Origin of the sequence: Vibrio nigripulchritudo (genome assembly GCF_027924785.1) — a bacterium.
In the GTDB taxonomy this organism is placed as follows: Bacteria; Pseudomonadota; Gammaproteobacteria; order Enterobacterales; family Vibrionaceae; genus Vibrio; species Vibrio nigripulchritudo.
In genome coordinates this window covers 3396479-3418857 of record NZ_AP027049.1, presented here as the reverse complement: position 1 = coordinate 3418857, position 22379 = coordinate 3396479, and the positions used below count along the sequence as shown (strand labels likewise).

General features: G+C 47.0%; 16 protein-coding genes. 10 read left to right on the top strand and 6 right to left on the bottom strand.

Annotation, left to right across the window (positions count from 1 at the left end):
* Positions 1-128: 128 nt before the first annotated feature.
* Both QMG91_RS15525 and QMG91_RS15520 read right to left on the bottom strand, forming a co-directional pair.
* Entirely contained in the window at positions 129-1388 is a 1260-nt protein-coding gene (locus QMG91_RS15525; protein WP_004397675.1) for an inorganic phosphate transporter, read from the bottom strand.
* 122 nt (positions 1389-1510) lie between these two features.
* The gene (locus QMG91_RS15520) at positions 1511-2191 is read right to left on the bottom strand and encodes a TIGR00153 family protein (RefSeq protein ID WP_004397676.1); all 681 of its coding nucleotides are present in this window, start codon (positions 2189-2191) and stop codon (positions 1511-1513) included.
* A 201-nt stretch (positions 2192-2392) separates the two neighbouring features.
* On the opposite strand from QMG91_RS15520, the gene QMG91_RS15515 reads away from it, so the two are divergent.
* From QMG91_RS15515 to hldE, 4 genes are all read left to right on the top strand, one after another.
* Positions 2393-3907, top strand: coding sequence for a CYTH and CHAD domain-containing protein (locus tag QMG91_RS15515; RefSeq protein ID WP_281827572.1), 1515 nt, complete (start codon positions 2393-2395; stop codon positions 3905-3907).
* Positions 3908-4319: 412 nt separating this feature from the next.
* Positions 4320-5924: a methyl-accepting chemotaxis protein gene (locus QMG91_RS15510; protein ID WP_281827570.1), complete on the top strand. Its 1605-nt coding sequence runs from the start codon at positions 4320-4322 to the stop codon at positions 5922-5924.
* A gap of 103 nt (positions 5925-6027) precedes the next feature.
* Positions 6028-8877: a bifunctional [glutamate--ammonia ligase]-adenylyl-L-tyrosine phosphorylase/[glutamate--ammonia-ligase] adenylyltransferase gene (gene glnE / locus QMG91_RS15505; RefSeq protein ID WP_281827568.1), complete on the top strand. Its 2850-nt coding sequence runs from the start codon at positions 6028-6030 to the stop codon at positions 8875-8877.
* Between the two features lie 102 nt (positions 8878-8979).
* Positions 8980-10410 (top strand): bifunctional D-glycero-beta-D-manno-heptose-7-phosphate kinase/D-glycero-beta-D-manno-heptose 1-phosphate adenylyltransferase HldE, encoded by a 1431-nt coding sequence (gene hldE, locus QMG91_RS15500; RefSeq protein WP_022599595.1) that lies wholly within the window; start codon positions 8980-8982, stop codon positions 10408-10410.
* 71 nt (positions 10411-10481) lie between these two features.
* On the opposite strand, the gene tolC is transcribed toward hldE, so the two are convergent.
* Positions 10482-11786: an outer membrane channel protein TolC gene (tolC, locus tag QMG91_RS15495; protein WP_022549591.1), complete on the bottom strand. Its 1305-nt coding sequence runs from the start codon at positions 11784-11786 to the stop codon at positions 10482-10484.
* 226 nt (positions 11787-12012) lie between these two features.
* On the opposite strand from tolC, the gene nudF reads away from it, so the two are divergent.
* The 6 genes from nudF (at position 12013) to parC (ending at position 18941) form a co-directional block, all read left to right on the top strand.
* Positions 12013-12639 carry an ADP-ribose diphosphatase gene (gene nudF, locus QMG91_RS15490; protein WP_281827566.1) on the top strand — a complete coding sequence of 209 codons (627 nt, stop codon included), beginning with the start codon at positions 12013-12015 and terminating at the stop codon, positions 12637-12639.
* A 3-nt stretch (positions 12640-12642) separates the two neighbouring features.
* On the top strand, positions 12643-13068 hold the full coding sequence (locus QMG91_RS15485) for a DUF1249 family protein (RefSeq protein WP_200766151.1): 426 nt from the start codon (positions 12643-12645) through the stop codon (positions 13066-13068).
* A 32-nt stretch (positions 13069-13100) separates the two neighbouring features.
* The gene (gene cpdA, locus QMG91_RS15480; RefSeq protein ID WP_281827562.1) at positions 13101-13916 is read left to right on the top strand and encodes a 3',5'-cyclic-AMP phosphodiesterase; all 816 of its coding nucleotides are present in this window, start codon (positions 13101-13103) and stop codon (positions 13914-13916) included.
* Between the two features lie 4 nt (positions 13917-13920).
* Positions 13921-14508, top strand: coding sequence for an esterase YqiA (gene yqiA, locus QMG91_RS15475; RefSeq protein WP_281827561.1), 588 nt, complete (start codon positions 13921-13923; stop codon positions 14506-14508).
* Between the two features lie 260 nt (positions 14509-14768).
* Positions 14769-16649 (top strand): DNA topoisomerase IV subunit B, encoded by a 1881-nt coding sequence (gene parE / locus QMG91_RS15470; protein ID WP_022549595.1) that lies wholly within the window; start codon positions 14769-14771, stop codon positions 16647-16649.
* Positions 16650-16652: 3 nt separating this feature from the next.
* Positions 16653-18941: a DNA topoisomerase IV subunit A gene (gene parC / locus QMG91_RS15465; protein WP_022549596.1), complete on the top strand. Its 2289-nt coding sequence runs from the start codon at positions 16653-16655 to the stop codon at positions 18939-18941.
* A 49-nt stretch (positions 18942-18990) separates the two neighbouring features.
* On the opposite strand, the gene degS is transcribed toward parC, so the two are convergent.
* The 3 genes from degS to zapG all read right to left on the bottom strand — a co-directional run bounded on the left by degS (position 18991) and on the right by zapG (position 22171).
* Complete coding sequence (degS, locus tag QMG91_RS15460) at positions 18991-20055, bottom strand: outer membrane-stress sensor serine endopeptidase DegS (protein WP_022599589.1); 1065 nt, start codon at positions 20053-20055, stop codon at positions 18991-18993.
* A 217-nt stretch (positions 20056-20272) separates the two neighbouring features.
* Positions 20273-21640, bottom strand: coding sequence for a Do family serine endopeptidase (locus tag QMG91_RS15455; protein WP_281830474.1), 1368 nt, complete (start codon positions 21638-21640; stop codon positions 20273-20275).
* An 84-nt stretch (positions 21641-21724) separates the two neighbouring features.
* Positions 21725-22171, bottom strand: a complete 447-nt coding sequence (zapG, locus tag QMG91_RS15450; RefSeq protein WP_004397698.1) for a Z-ring associated protein ZapG — start codon at positions 22169-22171, stop codon at positions 21725-21727.
* Positions 22172-22379 lie beyond the last annotated feature (208 nt).

Sequence of the window (22379 nt, the reverse complement as noted above, 5' to 3'; positions counted from 1 at the left end):
CGCTACCCCTTTATTCTTAATTAGACACAGATAGTATGAAGTTTCAGGCACTGGTGCAACAAAAGAGGGAGGCAAAGCCTCCCTTTCTGTGCGTTTGAGTCAATAATGACATGTGGCTAACAAAAGCCTTACATAAACATCCCTTGGATTGCATAGAAGAACACAACAGCAAGCAGTGCGCCTGCTGGTAGTGTTACGACCCAGGAAGCAACGATATTACGCACTACACCTAGGTTCAGTGCTGCGATACCACGGGCGAAACCTACACCCAGAACCGCACCCACCAAAGTCTGAGTAGTTGAAATTGGCAGACCAGTACCTGATGCCAGAACAACGGTTGAAGCTGTTGCAAGCTGAGCGGCGAAACCACGACTTGGAGTCAGTTCTGTAATGCCTGTACCTACGGTAGCCATTACTTTGTGACCCATAGTCGCCAGACCGACAACAATACCAATACCACCAAGAGGAAGGATCCACCAGGCAATAGAGCTTTTCGTGGTGATTTCACCTAGGTTCTCAACTGTGGATACGACCGCTGAAAGAGGACCGATTGCGTTCGCAACGTCGTTAGAACCGTGAGCAAAAGCCATGGCACATGCAGTGATCACCATCAGTACGCTGAAGATACTTTCAACGCCAGCAAAACTGTGGTCGTCTTCGCGGTGAGCAAATTTCTTCTGAATGTACAGGTAACCGCCGATCATAATTAGACCAGAAACACCGGCAGACCAAAGCCATGCTTCAGTGTTGCTCAGGTGCAAACCAACGTGCTTTAGACCTTTCTTGATGGTAACAAGCGCAATAACCATAGTGGTAATGAACATGTACACAGGGACAAAGCGTTTCGCGTTGATCAGTGGGTTTTCCGTATCGAAAATCAGACGCTGCGCACTCACAAAGATCACGTAAGCGAAGAAACCAGAAATGATTGGCGTGATGATCCAGCTACCTACGATGCCTTGAACAGAGGCCCAGTCAACGGCTTCAGTACCAACGGAGATACAGGCGAAACCAATAATGGCACCAATGATAGAGTGTGTTGTCGATACTGGCCAGCCCATGTAGGAAGCCAATAGTAGCCAGGTACCCGCTGCCAGAAGGGCAGACATCATACCGTAGACCAAAACGTCTGGCTGATCAGCAAACAGAGAGGTTTCGATTACCCCTTTACGGATCGTATCCGTCACTTCACCGCCTGCTAAGTAAGCACCGGCAAATTCGAAAATCATCGCGATGATGATCGCTTGTTTTACAGTCAGCGCTTTTGAGCCGACTGATGTACCCATGGCGTTTGCTACATCATTTGCACCAATACCGATAGCCATCATGAAGCCAAATAATGCTGCAACTAAAATAATGATAGTGCCGTAGTTCGCGAGGATATCCATCGTAATACCTAGTTGTTGGATAACGTATGAGGGGAGTTTTGTACAAGCGCACAAGAAAGGCACACAAGCTCTCCGTGCGCCTTATTACAATCCCATCTCATGTTATGTGTTTCAGTTTTCGTTTATGAACGAGATAACATCAGCTCAAGCCTTGCGCCAACGCGCTGAGCTTGATCGGCGATGCCACCTACCCATTCTAAAATCTTGTATAAGAACATGATGTCGATCGGATTGTACTTCGATTCGATCGCCATAAGTTGCTGGCGCAGTTCAATCTGCATGGCATCTGTATCATCTTCGATGGCATCCAGTTGATGGATCATCTCTGCCACCAAAGTGACTTCGCGACCCTTAAAGCCAGTTTCCAGTAATTCGTCCAGTTCGTTGATCACTTTCTGCGCCTGCTCGGCAGCATCAAGGCAACGTTTGACATACAAAATGAAGTTTTCCTGAAGTGGCTCTGGAATTTGCAACTGACGTCCGACGACGCGACCGGCAATATCCTTCGCCAGATTGGCCAGCTTGTCTTGCTGAGTCAGTAGTTCAAGCATGTCTGTGCGGTCTACAGGTAAGAACAAACCACGAGGCAGCTTTAAGCGAATTTCTCGCTTAAGGGAATCCGCTTCCTTCTCCAGATGAGAAATTTGTGCGCGAATTTCACTGGCTTTTTCCCAATCGCCCTGAGAGCAAACTTCAAAGAAATTTACCAGGTGGGAGCAGCACTCATTCACACACACAACGTGGCGTTGCAAAGGTTTAATAGGGGACTTTGCAAATAACCCCATAATTGTATTTACTGGCATGGTTATTCAACCTAAAAAATATAACCTATAGAAACTTCTGCCATAAGGCGAAATCTTGAACGATGGCTATAAAGTCGCGCATGTTAACCTAATCAATCCATCATTAAAACTGTTTTAGATCATCATTTGGGCTATATTTGCCACTTGCCGATGATGGTATTAGGCAATATGCTGTCAGGGTCATCCGTTAAAGGTAAAAATATGGAAACCGAGATAGAACTGAAGTTTTTTGTTTCACCTGAATTTTCAACGACTTTGGTTGCCAAAATAGCTGAGGAAAAAGTTCTTCAGCACAGTTGTCGAGAGCTGGGTAACACCTACTTTGATACACCGGATAATTGGTTAAGACAACACGACACTGGCCTACGGATTCGACGCTACGACGATGTCTTTGTTCAGACAGTCAAAACCGCAGGGCGTGTTGTCGCAGGTTTGCATCAACGACCTGAATATAATGCAGAACATTCCAGCAATTCTCCCGACCTGACACTTCATCCTAACGACATATGGCCAGTAGGCAAAGAATTAGGCGTGCTTCAGCAAGAGCTTACTCCCATTTTTTCTACCGATTTCAAACGCGAGCAATGGCTTATCAGTATGTCTGACGGCAGTCAGGTTGAGGTCGCGTTTGATCAGGGGTGGGTGACTGCAAGTGGCAACCGGGATGAGATCTGTGAAGTTGAACTTGAGCTTAAGTCTGGTCAGACAGATGCGCTTTTCAATCTCGCCCGCACATTGAGTGAAAATGGTGGGATGCGATTAGGTAACTTAAGCAAAGCCGCACGCGGTTACCGACTTGCTTATGGTTATGAAGGTGACAAAGTAAAACCGCTACCACTGGTTTCTACAGAAACTTCGCACAACGCGGAATACTGCTTCATTCAATCGTTAGAACATGCACTGGAACATTGGCATTATCACGAACAAATTTATGTTGAGCGTGATGAATTCAACGCCCTTCATGAAATTGCACATTCCATCGGATTCATTCGTCAGACTCTTTCTGTGTTTGGAGGCATTGTTCCGCGCCGCGCCAGTGCAATTCTTCGTCAGGAACTGATGTGGCTAGAAGAAGAACTGAACTGGTTGAAAACTGCTGTGTACCTTGATGATCTGATGGAAGACAAAGGGCACGTTCTGCGTAAACTGGATGCTCGGAAATGGCTGGTGGATCAGCTTGGTATTCAACGCGATGCTCTTCCAGACAGAGAACAGGCACTTAAGTTACTTTGCTCTTCGCGCTACACAGGTTTGTTGTTAGATCTGAGCCGCTGGATCCTGACCCGTGGCTGGCAGCCGTTTCTGGATGACAAAGCAAGAGAGAAAATGGCACAAGGTGTGCGACAGTTCTCGGCAAAACAGCTCGACAGAACTTGGGCTGAGCTGGTTGAAGCGTTTCCACCTGAGCGTCAATTGAACCGACAAGAATACATTGACCAGCAATACCGATTGACCCGTAATCTTTACACCGGCGTCTGCTTCGCCTCTATTTATGACTTTGAAGACCGCAATGCTTTCCGGCTGCCATGGGAAGATCTCAGGCAGGGAATTGATGATCTTTTAATGTTAGAACCTTTGCATGCGTTGTTGGAGCAATTGGAAGGTGATGAACAAGCGCAACTGGAGCGTTGGCTGATTCGCCAGGAGAACTCCATCTTGCATGCTATGGAACAGACTCGCCAGATGAGCATCGATGCCACACCTTACTGGCAATAAATAGCAAAAATCTAAAATCCATTACCCAAGTGAATTTCCATCACTTGGGTAATCTATGTGACAAGTCTAATACTCACTCTTTATTTTTTAGCTCAATTCGAGCTCATTTCTTTATCTAACTCAAAAAGTTACTTCAGGTTTCTGTATCAATGCCGATACAAAAATCACGGGTTTCTCAACAAAATGCGTGAACAACAAGCATTGGATCACAATTAGGGCAATCCGTAGACGAAAAGTGACTGGTAGCTCAATGACTGTCTGATGTCTTTGTTATCATGCTTTTTTCATACGAGGCGTAAAATAAATCCTCAACAACGATAAAGCTACGTCTCATAAGGAATGCGGCAACGTTCGTGCCCTATTAAAAATGAACGTTCGCAATGAAAGATGAACAAAAGGTGGAGTAGGTGAGATGGCGAGCATGAAATTCAAGCCGTGGGAACGAGTCATTACTGACATTCGTTTGGTCCCAAAACTCGTAATGTTGATGGTATTCAGTACCGTTTTGATCATTGCGAAACAATTGTGGGATGCGAGCACTTTTTATGACTCCTTGGTAATTGTCCAAAAAGACCAAGCCAAAGAAGTTTCTCACGCTCAAGCTTCATTTATTGATAGCGTATTAGCGAGTAACGGTTCAGATGCCACGTCTCTGGCAGAAAAAACAATCACCGCTCTGGTTAAGAATTCAGACAACAATCACTATGTTTATCTGGTGGAACGCAATACTGGCAAAGTATTAGGTCATCCTTCTGCCAGACAAATCTCGGATCTTTCTCAAACCACAGAAAATGGTCAACAGCTTTCCAGTCTGATTGGTAGTGCTTCTTCCGGTTTTGGCTTCGAGCTGGAAAACGGCAATCGTTTTGAGTATGCCAGTAAGATCAGTGGTGCCGACTGGTTTGTTGTTGCCTCACAAAGCGGCGATGTTGCACAGATGCGTTACGACGAATACCTAATGCAAGTGTTCTGGCAAACCATTGTGATGATCATCGTATTTGTTGTATTGCTGCTGGGTGCGGCAAGAATCATGCTTCGCCAGACTCAATACATCGCATCCAGCATCCAGCGTATGGCGGACAAAGATCTTTCCACACCGATCAACATGGAATGCAAAGATGAGTACGGCGATCTGGCTCGCGAGCTGGAAAAGACACGAGCTCAGTTGCAAGAAGTGATCAAGATGCAGATCGACTCATCACAAGAGTTGTCTGGTCTTACCGAAGTCATGACGATCAGCATGTCTGAGACGAAAGAGTCGGCACAAGAAGAGTTTAACGAAATCGACCAGCTAGCAACTGCGATGAGCGAGATGACGACAACGGTGCAAACCGTCGCAGAGCATGCACAAAACGCTTCATCTGTGACAGAAAATGCCTCTCAACAAGCGCAGCAAGGTCAGCGATTTGTTCAGGACACAGTTGGAAAAATGAGTGAGCTATCGGGAGACATTTCCGAGTCGGCACAAGCAGTTAACCAAGTCGAAGAGCGTGTTGAATCCATTGGCAGCGTAGTAGGAACGATTCAGGGGATTTCTGAGCAGACTAACCTGTTGGCATTGAATGCGGCTATTGAGGCGGCTCGTGCTGGTGAAGCAGGTCGTGGCTTCGCAGTTGTCGCCGACGAAGTTCGAAATCTTGCACAACGTACTCAGCAAGCAACAGTTGAAATTCAGGAAATGATTACTCAGCTACAAAGCAGTGCCAATTCTGCGGTAGAGCTGATGGAAAAAAGTGTTGTGGAAGCAGCAGAAGGGGTCGACCTGGTTACCAATGCCGGAACCGAGCTTGACGGTATCGTGGCTCAGGTAAGTGAAATCAACGACATGAACTTCCAGATCGCCACCGCTGCGGGTCAGCAGAGTACGGTTGCCGAAGAGATGAACCAGAACCTGACCAATGTTCGTGAACTGGTTGAAGCTTCGGTTGTGGTTGTCAGCGAGCTGCTTGAAACCTCCGAAATCATGCAGACCAATGCCGAAGAGCTGGATGGTAAAATACAGTCGTTTAATGTTTGATTATAAAATCGCTAAATAACGCCCACATCCCATATGTGGGCGTTTTTTTATGTGATATGGTAAATCGAATAAAAATAACCTAACTCGTTGACAGGGATAGACAATGACCTTACCGACGCCGATTGCCGAACAAGCCCAACTCTCACGTCAAAAGATCGAAGAACAATACCCATCCGTGTTTGAAACCTGGCCAGAGAACAAACTGGTCGAGTTGGAACGTGTTCTTGGATTAAGCGATTTTATTTCCGACAGCTTGCAGCGAGATGAAAAGCTGTGTAAACGCCTACCGGAGATGCTGGCGACGCAGAATCGGTCGGTGGATTATCGCGATAGATTGAAGAAGCTTCTGGCGAAAACGGAAGACGAGAACGCCATGATGAAAAGGCTTCGAGAATTCCGTCGTCGGGAAATGGTCTACATCGCATGGCGAGATTTCACTTCTTCCTGGTCGTTGGAAAACAGTCTGCTTCACTTGTCGGCATTAGCAGAAGCATTGATTTTTGAAACCTACCACCATCTCTATCAAACCTGCTGTAACGAGTGGGGGACCCCATGTAATGAAAATGGTGAAGCCCAACCTATGCTCATCATTGGTATGGGAAAGCTGGGTGGCGGCGAGTTAAATTTCTCGTCTGATATCGACCTGATTTTTACCTATCCTGAAAACGGCGAAACCCAAGGTGCCAGACGCAGTATTGCCAATGCGCAATTCTTCACGCGATTAGGTCAGCGTTTAATTAAAGCGTTGGATCAACAAACCTTCGACGGTTTCTGTTACCGAGTTGATATGAGGCTACGCCCGTTTGGCGAAAGTGGTCCATTGGTAATGAGTTACGCAGCTCTTGAAGATTATTATCAGGAGCAGGGGCGTGACTGGGAGCGCTACGCCATGATCAAAGCCCGAGTCATGGGGCGGGAAATGTACCCGGAATATCAGGAACTGCGAGGGATGTTACGTCCGTTTGTATTCCGCCGTTACATTGATTTCAGTGCCATTCAGTCATTGCGTCGAATGAAGTCGATGATCAGCACCGAAGTGCGCCGTCGTGGTTTGTCGAACAACATTAAACTGGGTGCTGGTGGCATTCGTGAAGTGGAATTCATCGCTCAGGTTTTCCAGTTGATTCGCGGTGGTCGCGAGCCAAGCTTGCGTGGTCGTGGCTTGCTTGAAACGTTGAATGCTATCGAAGACAAAGCCTTGCTCAACTCAGAAGAAGTCGGGCAACTGCGAGAAGGTTATCTGTTCCTCAGAAAACTAGAAAATTTGATTCAGGCAATTGGGGACAAACAAACCCAGACCTTGCCAGACAAAGAGCTGGACAGGCAGAGACTGGCATTTGCTCTCAAAGCGGAAAGTTGGGAAGCATTGCGTGAACAAATCAGCCAGCACATGGAGAACATTCATGGTGTGTTCGAGCTGCTGATTGGCGAAGAAGAGGAAGAGACACAAACCGTCGCCAAGCACTTCAGTGAAATGTGGGATCTTGCCCATAAAGAGGAAGTGCTTACTCACATTCTGGAAGATGACTTAAAAGTCGAAGCCCCAGAACCCATGGTGCAAACCATTGTTGGCTTTAAAACCGATCTGGCGAAAAAAACGTTGGGACCGAGAGGGCGTGAAGTTTTAAACCGCCTAATGCCGAAAATCTTCCATGCTTTGTATAACCACAAGGATGCGGAATTCGGTTTACCACGTGTGCTGCATCTTCTGCACAACATTTGCACTCGTACAACCTATCTTGAGCTTCTGGACGAACACCCGGCTGCACTGACTCAGCTCGTAAGGCTCTGTACTGCCAGTCCAATGATATCCGAGCAGCTTTCCCGCTACCCCATTCTTCTGGATGAGCTGCTCGATCCCCAACACCTTTATAATCCAATACCCTTAACGGAATACAAGTCGGAGCTGCGTGATTATCTTGCTCGAATCCCCGAGGACGATATGGAGCAGCAGATGGAAGCGCTGCGTCAGTTTAAGCAGATCTGCATTCTTCGAATTGCGGCGGCTGACATTGCTGGTGTGTTGCCCGTCATGAAAGTAAGTGACCACTTAACGTATCTTGCAGAAGCCATTGTTGAAGCGGTCGTTGGGCAAGCCTGGCTACAAGTTACGGAAAAGTACGGCGAACCCACCCATCTCAAAGACAGAGACGGAAAAGGCTTTGCGGTGATTGGATACGGCAAAGTGGGTGGCTGGGAGCTGGGTTACAACTCGGATCTGGACATCGTGTTCATGCACGACTGCCCGGTCCATGTGTACACCGATGGAAAAAAAGAAATCGATGGTCGACAGTTCTACCTGCGTCTTGCTCAGCGAATCATCCACATTTTCTCTACTCGGACAGCGTCGGGTATTTTGTATGAAGCCGATACGCGTCTTCGCCCGTCTGGTGCGTCTGGTATGTTGGTGAGCCCAACGGATGCGTTTGAAGAGTATCAGCTTCAGGATGCCTGGACATGGGAACATCAGGCGCTGGTACGTGCGCGCGCAATTTATAGTGATACGCCTTTGAAAGAAGCCTTTGAAGCGACTCGCGCTAAGGTTCTGTCACAACCTCGTGAACAGGACAAACTGAAGAAAGAAGTGGTGGAGATGCGTGAGAAAATGCGTGACCACTTAGGCGGAAAGAAAGCGGGTCGCTTTATGTTGAAGCAGGATCCCGGCGGCATCACGGATATTGAATTTCTGGTGCAATACCTTGTCCTAAACTTCAGTTCTCAATCGGAATCTTTACTGACTTACTCCGATAATGTACGCATTCTTGAAGCTGCAGCAAACCTGTCATTGTTGCCAGCACAGCAAGCCGCGAAGTTAACGTCGGCATACACTACGATTCGGGATGAAATTCATCACCGTAACTTGTTGAATCAAGATGCAGATGTTGCAGAAGATCGACTTAAAGAAGAACGTGAATGCGTTATTCATTCATGGCGTGAGTGGTTAATCGACTAAAGGACAACATGTTCAGGACTGACTGTTACGCCTGAACCCCACTTTTTTTGGTTCTGGTGGCTATGTTACTATGCCGCCGGAATTGTATTTTTGGAGACAAACATGAAACCAATTTTGCCGGATTACGCTCAATCAGGAGTGCTTATTGTTGGCGACGTGATGCTTGACCGCTACTGGTACGGACCAACGGGACGCATTTCCCCAGAAGCCCCAGTCCCTGTGGTTAAGGTCGAAGACAACGAAGAGCGTCCTGGCGGTGCGGCAAACGTGGCCATGAACATTGCAGCGCTGGGCGGCCATGCCCACCTTGTTGGGTTAACCGGTGAAGATGAGCCTGCAAAAGTTCTGAATGATAAGTTGTCGTCTCTGAAAGTGAAATGCGATTTTGTCGCGCTGCCTGATTTCCCGACCATCACCAAACTTCGAGTGATGAGCCGTGGGCAGCAGTTGATTCGCCTAGATTTTGAAGACAGCTTCGAAAATACCGATGCGCAATACGTTTTAGAGCGTATGGAAAAAGCGCTGCCAAACGTGAAATCAGTGATTTTGTCTGATTATGCAAAGGGCGCTCTGGAACACGTTCAACAGTTCATCCAGAAAGCACGCGCTGCGAATGTGCCGGTTTTCATTGACCCTAAAGGGGCAGATTTTGAGCGTTATCGCGGTGCCACATTGCTTACACCAAATATGGCGGAGTTTGAGCTGGTCGCAGGCAAAGTCAAAAACGAAGAAGAGTTGGTTGAAAAAGGCTTAGCTTTGATCGAGGAGTTCGATTTTGAAGCTCTGCTGGTCACTCGCAGTGAACACGGCATGACTCTGCTTCGCAAAGGGCAAGAACCCTTCCACCTGCCAACACAGGCAAAAGAAGTGTTTGATGTCACAGGTGCGGGTGATACCGTTATCTCGGTACTTGCAGCGTCTGTCGCGGCTGGTAAGCCGCTGGATGAAGCTTGTGCGCTGGCGAATGCTGCGGCGGGTGTAGTAGTTGGTAAGCTGGGTACATCGACGCTTTCTACTATTGAGCTGGCTGAAGCAGTACACGGTTCTCAGGACACCGATTTTGGCGTAATTACTGAAGCTGACCTAATCGATGCAGTGAAGAAAGCCCGTGCAAAAGGTGAGAAGGTGGTCATGACCAATGGCTGCTTCGATATCCTACACGCAGGTCATGTCTCTTACCTAAATCATGCAGCAGAACTGGGTGATCGACTGATTGTTGCCGTCAATACCGATGAATCGGTCAAAGCGTTAAAAGGTCCCGGTCGACCTGTAAACTCTACTGATCGTCGTATGGCGGTATTGGCTGGGTTGGGCGCGGTGGACTGGGTTGTGCCATTCAGTGAAGAAACCCCACAGCGCTTAATTTCTGAAGTTCTGCCGAGCCTGCTGGTGAAAGGTGGTGATTACAAACCCGAAGAAATTGCGGGTGGCGAGGAAGTGATTGCTGCTGGCGGTGAAGTTCGGGTTCTTAATTTCGAAGATGGTTGTTCAACGACAGAAATCATTGAAGCCATCAAAGGTGGACGTGGTTAGTCTTCCCTTCTGTTTAAACAAAAAAACGACGCTTAAATAAGCGTCGTTTTTTATATCTTTAATCCTACCGATTAGCTCGCGGATTTCAAACCTGCATTAATGTCGAGAATATCCTGCTCGCTCAACGTACCGACAGCCTGACGAAGCTGTAAAACACTAAGGATGTAGTTGTAACGTGCATCCGACAGGTTGCGGTTAGCGTCGTACAGACGACGTGTTGAATCAAGTACATCGACGATAGTACGAGTACCAACATCGAAACCTGCTTCGGTCGCTTCTAACGCTGATCTCGCAGAAACCACAGACTGGTTATAAGCCCGGATAGCACCAATGGTTGCGTTGATGTTGTTGTAGTGTGCACGCACATCTTTCACTACCGTGCGGTAGGTTTGCTCAAGCTCTTGGCTCGACTTAACGTAATTGGCTTCAGCCTGCTTCACTTTAGAAGTGATGTTGCCACCAGTGTAAAGCGGTACGGCTAGATTAATGCCAATGTTGAAGTCGTTAAAGTTATCGTTTCCACCTGGCAATGAAGAGCCAGAGTTATCTGTATACTTGTAACCACCGTCTAGAGTCAGACTTGGTAAGTGACCAGCATCTGCCAGAGAAATGGAATCCTTAGCAATATCTTGTGAAATTCGTCTTGCCAGCAACGAGAGGTTCTCTTGCTGAGCTTTTTCAATCAGAGATTCTGTAGTGGACTCTGGGCGGCTTGCTGAGAAACGTTTAGTGTCCAGAATGGCGAGATTTTGGTGCTCTTCACCTGTGATTTCACGAAGCGCTTCGTAGCTATTCGCCAACGTGTTTTCTTGCAGTACTTCTGAAGCAAGAACACTGTCATACTGTGCTTGTGCATCATGCACGTCTGTAATCGCAGATAGACCGACTTCAAAACGTTGTTTAGTCTGCTCAAGCTGACGAGCAACCGCAGCTTTTTCAGCTCGAACGAAGTCAAGGCTGTCTTGAGCTCGAAGCACTTCGAAATAGGCTTGTGCAACACGAAGGATCAAACCTTGTTGCTCTGCTGCGTATACTGAGTCTGCCTGACGGGCAGTTTTCTCTGCTTGATCCAAGCTTACCCAGCTACTACGGTCATACAATTCTTGTTTAAAAGCAACGCCGGCAGTCAATGCATTGCCATCACGTTCGTTTTTACTGCTCTCAAGGATATTATATCCAGCAGTGAGGTTAATTTGAGGAAGCAAGGTACTGCGAGAGCTATTCACGGCTTCAAAGGCTGCTTCACGTTGTGCGGCGGCGCCAAGTAATTGTGGGTCGTTTTGTTTTGCTAGATCGTATATCTCTGCCAGGTTATCTGCCCAGGCTGCATTACTGCTCAGTGCGGCGGTAATCAATAGTGGAAGCAGCTTTTTCATTTTGCCTATCCTGCCTTGTGAAAATAAAAATTGAAGCAATGCGAGTTTAACCTAACTCGCTTGTTTTTTATGCCTATCTTTGCATTTTTTAGCAATTAATCGCTGGAAAGCACAGCAATTAAATTATTCATTTAAATATTTTTGCAATCATTATCAAAAAAGTTGAGCGCAATCATTGGAGATTAAAGGATACAATGATTAGAATTCTCATCTCTGGAGACATGGAATGCAGCAATCAGACAACAAACATCAACAGTTTACTCCACAAGATGTAAAAATCATCTCAAGAAAATCGCTTTATCGAGGCTTTTTCTCGATGGTGAAATACACCTTCCAGCATAAATTGTTTGCCGGTGGTTGGAGCGAGCCCGTCGAACGAGAAATGTTTGAGCGAGGTCACGCTGCGGCGTTACTGCCTTACGACCCTGTTGAAGACAAAGTGGTGATGATCGAGCAAATCCGAGTCGGAGCTCTAGAACACGCCAACCCATGGCAAATGGAAATTGTTGCCGGCGTTATCGATACTGATGAGTCTTCTGAAGAAGTGGTAAGGCGCGAAGCCATGGAAGAAGCAGGGGTTGAAGTTGGGAAAATTGAATCCATAACAAGTTATTATCCCTCTTCTGGCGGGTGCTCTGAAAAACTGGACGTTTTTGTTGGGCAGGTTGACGCAGCGAGCGCTCAGGGCATTCATGGCTTAGACTATGAAGACGAGGACATAAAAGTGCACGTTATGAGTCGCCAGGATGCTTATCAGCTCGTCAGAGACGGAAATATTGAGAATGGTGCCTCAATAATTGCATTGCAATGGTTGGAACTGCATCACGAAGAACTAAAATCCCGTTGGAAGTAAACCATGTTGAATAAGCCATATCACGTTGATCTCGCCGCTCTTATGAGAGTGTATGAGACCAATTACGCCAAGCTGAATGCATTGCTGCCTGGGCAACCCTGCGTGGGGGACGTGCGTTCTTATCAGGTGGCGTCTATGGCTTATCAGTTAGAGGTGAGCGAAGTCACCAAGTACACAACACTCATCGACGTATGCCAATGTGACGAACAGCCCGTTTTTCCACTTCCGAGGATGACGGTGCGTCTCTATCACGATGCTCGCGTTGCAGAAGTGTGTGCAAGCGAGCAGATTTCACGGGTCTTTGCTCGTTATGATTATCCCAATACAAAAATGGCGCAAAAGGACGAAAAGTTTCAACTTAACCAATTCTTAGGTGAGTGGCTTACGTTCTGTCTAAAAAACGGTATCAGCCGAACGCCAATTTACTAAAACAGTGTAGAGAGATTTAACTGGGTTATATTTTGAAATTGTCCTTAGATTCAAGTCGCGATATCAAACTATTGCAGATTACAGACACGCATTTATTTGAGCCTGAAGACGGATGTCTGTTGAGCGTTAACACCTTTGAGAGCTTCAAGGCTGTTGTGAATGCTATCCGTTCAAATGAAATTGAATTTGATGCTATTTTGGCTACCGGTGATATTTCTCAGGACCATACTGCTGTGTCATACCAGCGATTTGAAGATGGAATCGCATTGCTAAAGAAGCCATGTTTCTGGTTGCCGGGTAATCACGATTTTAAACCGGAAATGCACAGCATTCTGCCTTCTACTCAAATTCAGACCACTCAGCACGTTGTTCTTAGCGACAAATGGCAGATCATTTTATTGGACAGCCAGGTAGAAGGTGTTCCCCATGGTCGACTGAGTGAAGAGCAGCTTGCCCTGCTTGATGCAAAGCTGAGCGAACACCCAAATCACAAGACGGTTGTCTTACTTCACCATCATCCTGTTTTGGTGGGGAGCCACTGGCTTGATCAACACTCTTTAAAAGACGCCGATGCGTTTTGGTCGATATTGAGCAAGTACGATAAGGTTGAAGCCGTGTTGTGTGGGCACGTACATCAGGATTTCGACGTCATTTATCAAGGCGTTCGAGTTGTTGCTACGCCATCAACCTGTGTCCAGTTTAAACCCAACAGCGATGACTTTGCGTTAGACAACCTTTCACCAGGCTGGCGTATGCTGACTCTGACTCATTATGGCGAGTTAGAATTAGAAGTAGGTCGCCTGCCCGATGGCGAGTTCCTTCCTGATTTCTCTGCTGGGGGGTATTAGTCTAATGTCCGCTAAGCCATCGCTTTTGCTTTATATTCATGGCTTTAACAGTTCTCCACAGTCACACAAAGCCAATGTGATGATTGAATGGTGCAGGGTTAATCGACCTGACATCAAAGTGGTTGCTCCGCAGATGCCATGTTACCCAAAGCTGGCAGAGTCGTTTTTGTTGGAAACTATTGAAAAATATCAGTCCGATTATCAAATTGGTTTGATTGGTAGCTCACTAGGGGGCTATCTGTCGACCTGGCTGAACAGCTTATACGGATTCAAAGCGGTGCTGGTGAACCCGGCAGTGAAACCTTATGAACTACTTGCAGATTTTCTGGGTCCACAGACTAATCCTTATACGCAGGAAGAGTATGTGTTGGAAGCCAATCACATGGATGAGCTCAAAGCGCTTGATGTGGATGAAATTAAACAACCTTCTGACTTTTGGTTACTTCAACAAGAAGAAGACGAAGTATTGGATTATCGTCAGGCTGTAGAGCGATATAAGGGTGCCAAACAGACTGTAGAGGCGGGGGGAGATCATAGCTTTGTGGACTTTGAAAGATACCCCGAACAAATCATTCAGTTTCTCAAGCTTTAAGCTTCGTAGCCCATAAAATCAAACATGCATGGGTAGATAACCCAAGTGGGGATGGGGTCATAATTTTGAGGTTAACTTCTCGCAGTCACTTGACATCCCCTTGTCTGTTCCAGACTATGTTCCATCATAGTTTTATCATTGTGCTTTTGATGTCTTTTTCTCCAACTAGGCGCAATTTTCCACAATGTCACCAAAAAACTTAACAATCACGCATCAAGGTGCTGATTGCATTCTAATCATTTTGAGTATTAATCCGTATTATGACTGAACAATATAATGCGAAAGACCTGTCCGTTCTTGAAGGTCTCGACCCAGTACGACATCGTCCTGGTATGTATACCGAAACTGAGCGACCTAACCACCTTGCCCAAGAGGTTATCGATAACTCAGTCGACGAAGCACTTGCTGGGCATGCAAAGAAGATAAAAGTCATTCTCCACAACGACCAGTCACTTGAAGTGATCGATGATGGTCGTGGTATGCCTGTCGATATTCATCCAGAGAAAGGGATATCGGGTGTCGAACTTATCATGACCAAGCTCCATGCGGGTGGTAAGTTCTCCAACGACAACTATAAATTTTCTGGTGGCTTGCACGGGGTAGGTATTTCCGTTGTAAACGCCCTGTCTAAACGCGTAGAAGTAACGGTTAAGCGTGAAGGGCATGTACACGAAATCGCTTTTGAAAACGGTAATACAGTCAGCGACCTCACGGTAACAGGCACTTGTGGTCTGCGTAACACCGGGACCTCCGTTCATTTCTGGCCAGATGCCAAATATTTCGATAGTGCCAAGTTTTCTGTGCTTCGACTGGTTAACAACCTGCGTGCTAAAGCCGTTCTTTGTCCCGGTCTAGAAATCACCTTTAGTGACAAGGTGAATAATGAAGAACACAAATGGTTCTATGAAGATGGCTTAAAAGACTACCTTGCAGAAGGTGTGAAAGGTTACACGGTTCTTCCGGAAGAGCCATACATTGGTGAGTTTTCTGCCGAAACCGAAATGGCGAACTGGGCAGTTATCTGGCAGCCGGAAGGCGGTGAGATGATCACCGAAAGCTACGTTAACCTGGTTCCAACTAAACAAGGTGGTACTCACGTAAATGGTTTGCGTCAGGGGCTTTTGGATGCGATGCGTGAATTCTGTGAGTTCCGTAATCTCTTGCCGCGTGGTGTGAAACTGACTGGTGATGATGTTTTCGACCGTTGTTCTTACGTATTGTCGATTAAAATGCAGGACCCTCAGTTTGCAGGGCAAACCAAAGAACGGCTTTCTTCACGCCAAACCGCCGCGTTTGTTTCTGGTGTTGTTAAAGATGCGTTCAGTCTATGGCTGAATGAAAAGCCTCAACTGGCAGAGCAACTGGCGGAACTGTGTATTGCCAACGCCCATCGACGTATGCGCGCCAGCAAGAAAGTGGTGCGTAAGAAAGTCGCATCAGGACCGGCATTACCGGGTAAGCTGACCGATTGTTCCGTACAAGATCTAAACCGCACTGAAATCTTCTTTGTGGAAGGGGACTCTGCAGGTGGTTCTGCAAAGCAGGCCCGTGATCGTGAGTTTCAGGCAGTCATGCCGCTTCGAGGTAAAATTCTGAATACTTGGGAAGTGTCCGCAGATCAGGTGCTTGCTTCTCAGGAAGTGCACGATATCTCAGTCGCACTGGGTATTGACCCTGATAACGATAATCTTGAAGGGCTTCGTTACGGTAAGATCTGTATCCTTGCCGATGCGGACTCGGATGGTCTGCACATCGCAACCCTGCTTTGCGCATTGTTTACCCGTCACTTCCGAGCGTTGGTTGAAGCCGGGCATATCTATGTTGCGATGCCGCCACTCTACCGTATCGACTGTGGTAAAGAAGTATTCTACGCGCTTGATGATGACGAGAAAGAAGGCATCCTTGAGCGACTTTCTAAGAAAAAAGCCAAAATCAACGTGCAGCGATTCAAAGGTCTGGGTGAGATGAACCCGCTTCAGTTGCGCGAAACCACCATGGATCCAAACACTCGTCGATTGGTGCAGCTCACTATCGATGACAGTGAAGCGACCATGGAAATGATGGATATGTTGCTTGGCAAGAAACGTGCGGATGACCGCCGTACCTGGCTACAAAGCAACGGCGATTTGGCTGAGGTTTAATAGATGTCGACAGAAATTACTTTTGATGGCGTTGAACAACTGCCAATGCGCAGGTTCACCGAAGACGCCTATCTGAATTATTCCATGTACGTGATCATGGACCGGGCTTTGCCATACATTGGCGATGGCTTGAAGCCTGTTCAACGACGCATTATTTACGCAATGTCGGAGCTGGGTCTTTCCGCTGCGGCGAAATACAAAAAGTCAGCGCGTACTGTTGGTGACGTATTAGGTAAATACCACCCACATGGTGATTCCGCTTGTTACGAAGCCATGGTATTGATGGCACAGCCATTCTCTTACCGCTACCCGCTGGTGGATGGTCAGGGTAACTGGGGTGCGCCGGATGATCCGAAGTCGTTCGCTGCTATGCGTTATACCGAAGCTAAGCTGTCTAAATTTGCCGAGGTTCTGCTGGGTGAGTTAGGTCAGGGCACAGTTGAGTGGCAACCTAACTTTGACGGCACAATGAAAGAGCCGCAAATGCTGCCAGCGCGTTTGCCTCATATCCTTCTGAACGGTGTTACCGGTATCGCAGTTGGTATGGCAACTGACATCCCACCGCATAACGTTCGTGAAGTGGCGGAAGCAACGATACAGCTGATCGACAATCCAAAACTTGAGCTGCAAGATGTGATGCAGCATGTACAAGGACCGGATTACCCGACTGAAGCGGAAATCATTTCGCCAAAAGCCGACATTGAGAAGATCTACCGAAACGGTCGTGGCAGCATCAAAATGCGTGCGGTCTGGTCAAAAGATAACGGTGAAATCGTCATTACGGCGTTGCCTCATCAGGTATCTGGTGCCAAGTTGCTAGAACAAATTGCGAATCAGATGCGTGCGAAGAAATTGCCAATGGTGGACGATCTTCGTGACGAGTCGGATCATGAAAACCCAACACGCATTGTCATCGTACCGAGATCCAATCGCGTAGACTGCGATCAATTGATGAATCACCTGTTTGCATCCACCGATCTTGAAAAGAGCTACCGTGTAAACCTCAACATGATCGGTTTGGACAACCGCCCTCAGGTTAAAGGGCTGGTGATGATTCTGAAAGAATGGATCGAGTTCCGCCGTGCGACCGTTCGCCGTCGTTTACAGCATCGTCTGGACAAAGTGCTTGCGCGTTTGCATATCTTGGAAGGTTTGTTAGTCGCGTATCTGAACCTGGACGAAGTGATTGAAATCATTCGTACAGAAGACGATCCAAAAGCAGTGTTAATGTCTCGCTTTGGAATTACCGATATTCAAGCCGATGCGATTCTGGACACCAAACTTCGTCACCTTGCCAAGCTGGAAGAGATGAAGATTCGCGGTGAGCAGGAAGAGCTTGAAAAAGAGCGTGAGAAGCTGGAACTTCTTCTAGGCTCTGAGCGTCGTCTGAATACACTTCTGAAGAAAGAAATCAAAGCAGACGCCGAGAAATTCGGTGATGATCGTCGCTCTCCAATTGTAGAGCGTGCGGAAGCTAAAGCGTTGACAGAACGCGATCTCATGCCAAGCGAACCGATCACTGTTGTGCTTTCTGAGAAAGGCTGGATTCGCCATGCCAAAGGGCATGATGTGGATGCAGAAGGCTTGAACTATAAATCCGGTGATAAATATCTGGCGCATGCGCGTGGTAAGAGTAACCAGCAAGCAGTGTTCCTGGGAACTGACGGGCGAAGCTATTCACTAGAGTCCCACTCTTTGCCTTCAGCTCGAAGTCAGGGGGAGCCGATCACTGGTCGTCTGAACATCACGGCAGGTACTACCATCAGCCGGGTCATCATGGGTGAAGAAGAGCAGCTATGGTTAGTCGGTTCTGACGCAGGCTATGGTTTTGTCTGTAAGGGCAGTGATTTGTTATCCAAGAACCGCAGTGGTAAAGCTCTGGTGAATCTCCCGCAAGGATCTGAGGTGATGACACCAAGTGCGATAGCGGATCTTGATCAGGATGAAATTCTGGCGATCACTAACCAAGGTCGAATGTTGATCTTCCCAATGAAAGACTTGCCTCAGCTAAGCAAAGGTAAAGGGAACAAGATCATCAATATTCCTTCCGCCAAAGCCAAATCTCGTGAGGAAACCGTTTCTCATCTGATGTCGTTGCCAAGCGGTGTATCAGTTACCATTTATGCAGGTAAGCGCAAGCTTGGTCTGAAACCGACGGATCTGGATAACTTCCGAGGCGAGCGTGGTCGTCGCGGCAGCTTGTTACCGAGAGGCTTACAACGCGTGACCCGTATCGAGGTTGAAAACCAGGCTCAGCCTGACGAACCGGAAACGGAAAGTAACGCAGAATAAAAAAATCCCCGGCTATGACCGGGGATTTTCTTTTATGAGTTCAGGTTATTTAACCTTGTGGGTCGTCTCCGACAAGTACATTCAGCATTATCTCTTCGCCTTTTCGGAGCACTTTCATCTCTACTTCAATACCCGGACGTAAGCCAGTGACTATCTCCAGAACGCTGTCGCGACCATTCACTTTAGCGCCACCAATTTCCAGAATTACATCCTGACGCTCAAACCCTGCTTGATCTGCTGGACTGTTGGGAGTAATACCCATAACGATAATACCACCAACATATTCGCCTCCTAATAGGCGAGAAGAAACTGAGTTAATGTCTTGTCCGTCAATACCGATATAACCGCGAATAACTCGACCATCGGCGATGATTTTTTCCATCACTGCATTAGCCAGCGAGTATGGGATGGCAAAAGATATCCCATAGGTTTCTACATTTGTGGCTTGTTGGAAAGATGCGGTATTGATGCCAACTAACTCGCCTTTGGTGTTCACCAAAGCACCGCCGGAATTGCCTCGGTTGATTGCGGCGTCTGTTTGAATAAACGGCTGCCGACCATCAGCACTAATCGATGAGCGCCCTGTCGCTGAAATGATGCCAAACGTTGTGGTCTGCCCAAGGTTATATGGGTTACCAATCGCCAATACGACATCACCGACTTTTGCCTGGTAGTTTGAATTCAGCGGAATGACAGGAAGGTTATTACCTTCAATACGCAGAACGGCTAAGTCTGTTCTACGATCTTTACCCACTAGCTGGGCGGCAGAATAGCGGCCGTCTTGAAGGGCAACAACAATCTGATCGGCGCTGGCAATTACGTGGTAATTGGTAATGATGTAGCCTTTTTCACTGACGATAACGCCAGAACCCAAATCTTCAACAATGAACCCGCGTTGCGCAGTATCACTTTGTTTTCGACTGTAGATATTAACGACGGCAGGACCGGCACGACGCACTGCGTGGCTAAATGATACCTGAAGACTTTCAAATTCTGATGGGGAATTGGTTGTTGTGACCTCAACTGCCGCTGTCCGCAAAGAAGGAACAACCGTAAGTAGCAAACCCGCTGTAAGCAGACCTAATAATGAAGAGCGTAAAAGGACTTTCCACATATCATCCTCAGAGTGGGCGCAATAAGACTGGGGGAAACCCATAACAATTTGATTATATTAAGAAGGAAAGCATAGCACTGATTAGTAAGAGGATGCCAGTGCCCGCTATGTCAGCGGTCTGTCAATATGTTTAGCGTTTCTCCTTGTTGAATATGCATGAATAGCAGACAAAAAAAGGGAAGCAGTATTTCTGCTTCCCTTTGAGATATGAAAATCTTTATCTTACAACAAGATAAAGCGTTCTGTCCCCACGTTGAATATTGAGGGCTAATACACTTGGGTTATCTTCCAGGATAGTTCTTAGCTGACCAAGATTTTTAACGCGTGTACGGTTAACGCCAATAATGATGTCACCTTCTTTTAACTGATAAGCATCGGCAGGTGAGCCTTTTTCTACTTTGGTGACTTTCACACCTTGTAGATCGTCACTTGCATCCGTATTGGATAACTCGGCTCCTGTTAAGCCTTCATGCAACTTATCTGCACGAGTTTTAGTGTCGCCAACTTCTTGCAGAGTTGCGTCAAATGTCTTGTTCTTTCCGTCACGAATAACACCAATGGTGATCTCACGACCCGCTCCCAACGTAGCGATTTTGGCGCGTAATTCGCTGAAGGTGCTTATGGACTTACCGTTCAGCGAAACGATAATGTCGCCTGCTTGCAAGCCAGCTTCATCCGCTGCACTGTCTGGCACTACCTGACTTACGAATGCGCCTTTAATCGACTCATAACCAAGAGCTTCAGCAAGCTCCGAGGTGATTTCGCTGCCTTGTACTCCCAACAGACCACGCTTCACCTCACCAAACTCAAGGATCTGACCTGTGAGGTTTTTCATCATGTTGGAAGGAATGGCAAATCCAATACCCACGTTGCCACCGTTAGGTCCAAGAATCGCGGTGTTGATACCGATCAGTTCGCCATTCAGATTAACGAGGGCACCACCGGAGTTACCACTGTTGATGGCTGCGTCGGTTTGGATGAAGTTCTCAAAGTTTTGCACGTTGAGCCCGGAACGACCCAGCGCAGATACTATGCCCGAAGTCACGGTCTGACCTAGACCGAATGGGTTACCGATGGCGACCGTGAAATCACCGACTCGAAGTTTATCTGAATCAGCAATAGCAATTTCGGTTAGGCTTTCAGCTTTTTCCAACTTCAGAAGTGCCACGTCAGACATTTCATCTCCACCGATGAGTTCTGCGTCGTATTCACGACCATCGTGTAACTGGACACGAATTTCGTCTGCGCCTTTAATCACGTGATAGTTGGTAACAATGTGACCTTTTCCGGCGTCTATAACAACACCAGAGCCCAAGCCACGGAATGGACGTTCTTGTACCTGTTCCGCTGGGAAATCAGGTCCAAAAAAGAATCGGAATGCTTCAGGTACGCGCTGAGTCGCAACCTGTTTGCCTTCAACCGCAATGCTGACAACCGCTGGGGTCACTTTTTCCAGCATAGGGGCGAGGCTAGGTAACTGTTCACCACTTACGGCTGCAGGCAATGCCGCTGTTGCAGGTAGTGGTGCGATGATTGAACTTAAGCTTAATGTTAATGCACTTAAAACAAGCAAAGGTTTTTTCATCATAAGGCTCCTCTTTGATAGGTGAAGATTATGACTCAGTAACCTAGATAAAGTTCAATCATCGATTTTTCAAGTATGGAAGAACTAAGAAACCTTCTCTGCGGGCTCAGCCGCTGGTGAGTTAACGATTTCTTTCTCTTTATCCTTCAAAAGCCCTGTCGCTCCATGAGCATAATCTTTTGGTTGTTGCTGATCATCAGACTCAGGAACAGGCGCTTCTTCAGTATGTTGAGCGATTTTCTTCACAAACGGGTTGTCTTGCTCTGGCACACTAGGCAGTAACTCGGTTGAGGTTTTCGCCATGTGCTGATACAGCTTGGTGTAGTCTTTTCCTAGCACATCCAGCATTTCGGCGGTTTGAGCAAAGTGGTCCGCCAATTCTTGTCTTTGTTGTTCTAATTCAAATTTGGACTTTTCCAGTTCCTTCTGAATGGACTTCTGTTTATTAGCGTCAGGTGTCATGAGTTTTGCCAGAAAATAACCGGCAATCAATCCGATCACAATCCCAATGACAATGTACATCCCAGGCATAAGTGCTCCTTTATCATCGTTACAGTTGGCTGTGTTTTTTGTATGAAATCTGGTGAGTTGTGGCGTAGAGACGCCTAAAATACACGCAGTTATGTTATTGGTGTGTTACACAACCGAAGGCTCATGGTACTATGAGTTCAGAATACGATAAAGAAAAAGCGTCCTCTGTTTGTCCCGATAATTCGACAGTAAGCTTTTTATATGTCTT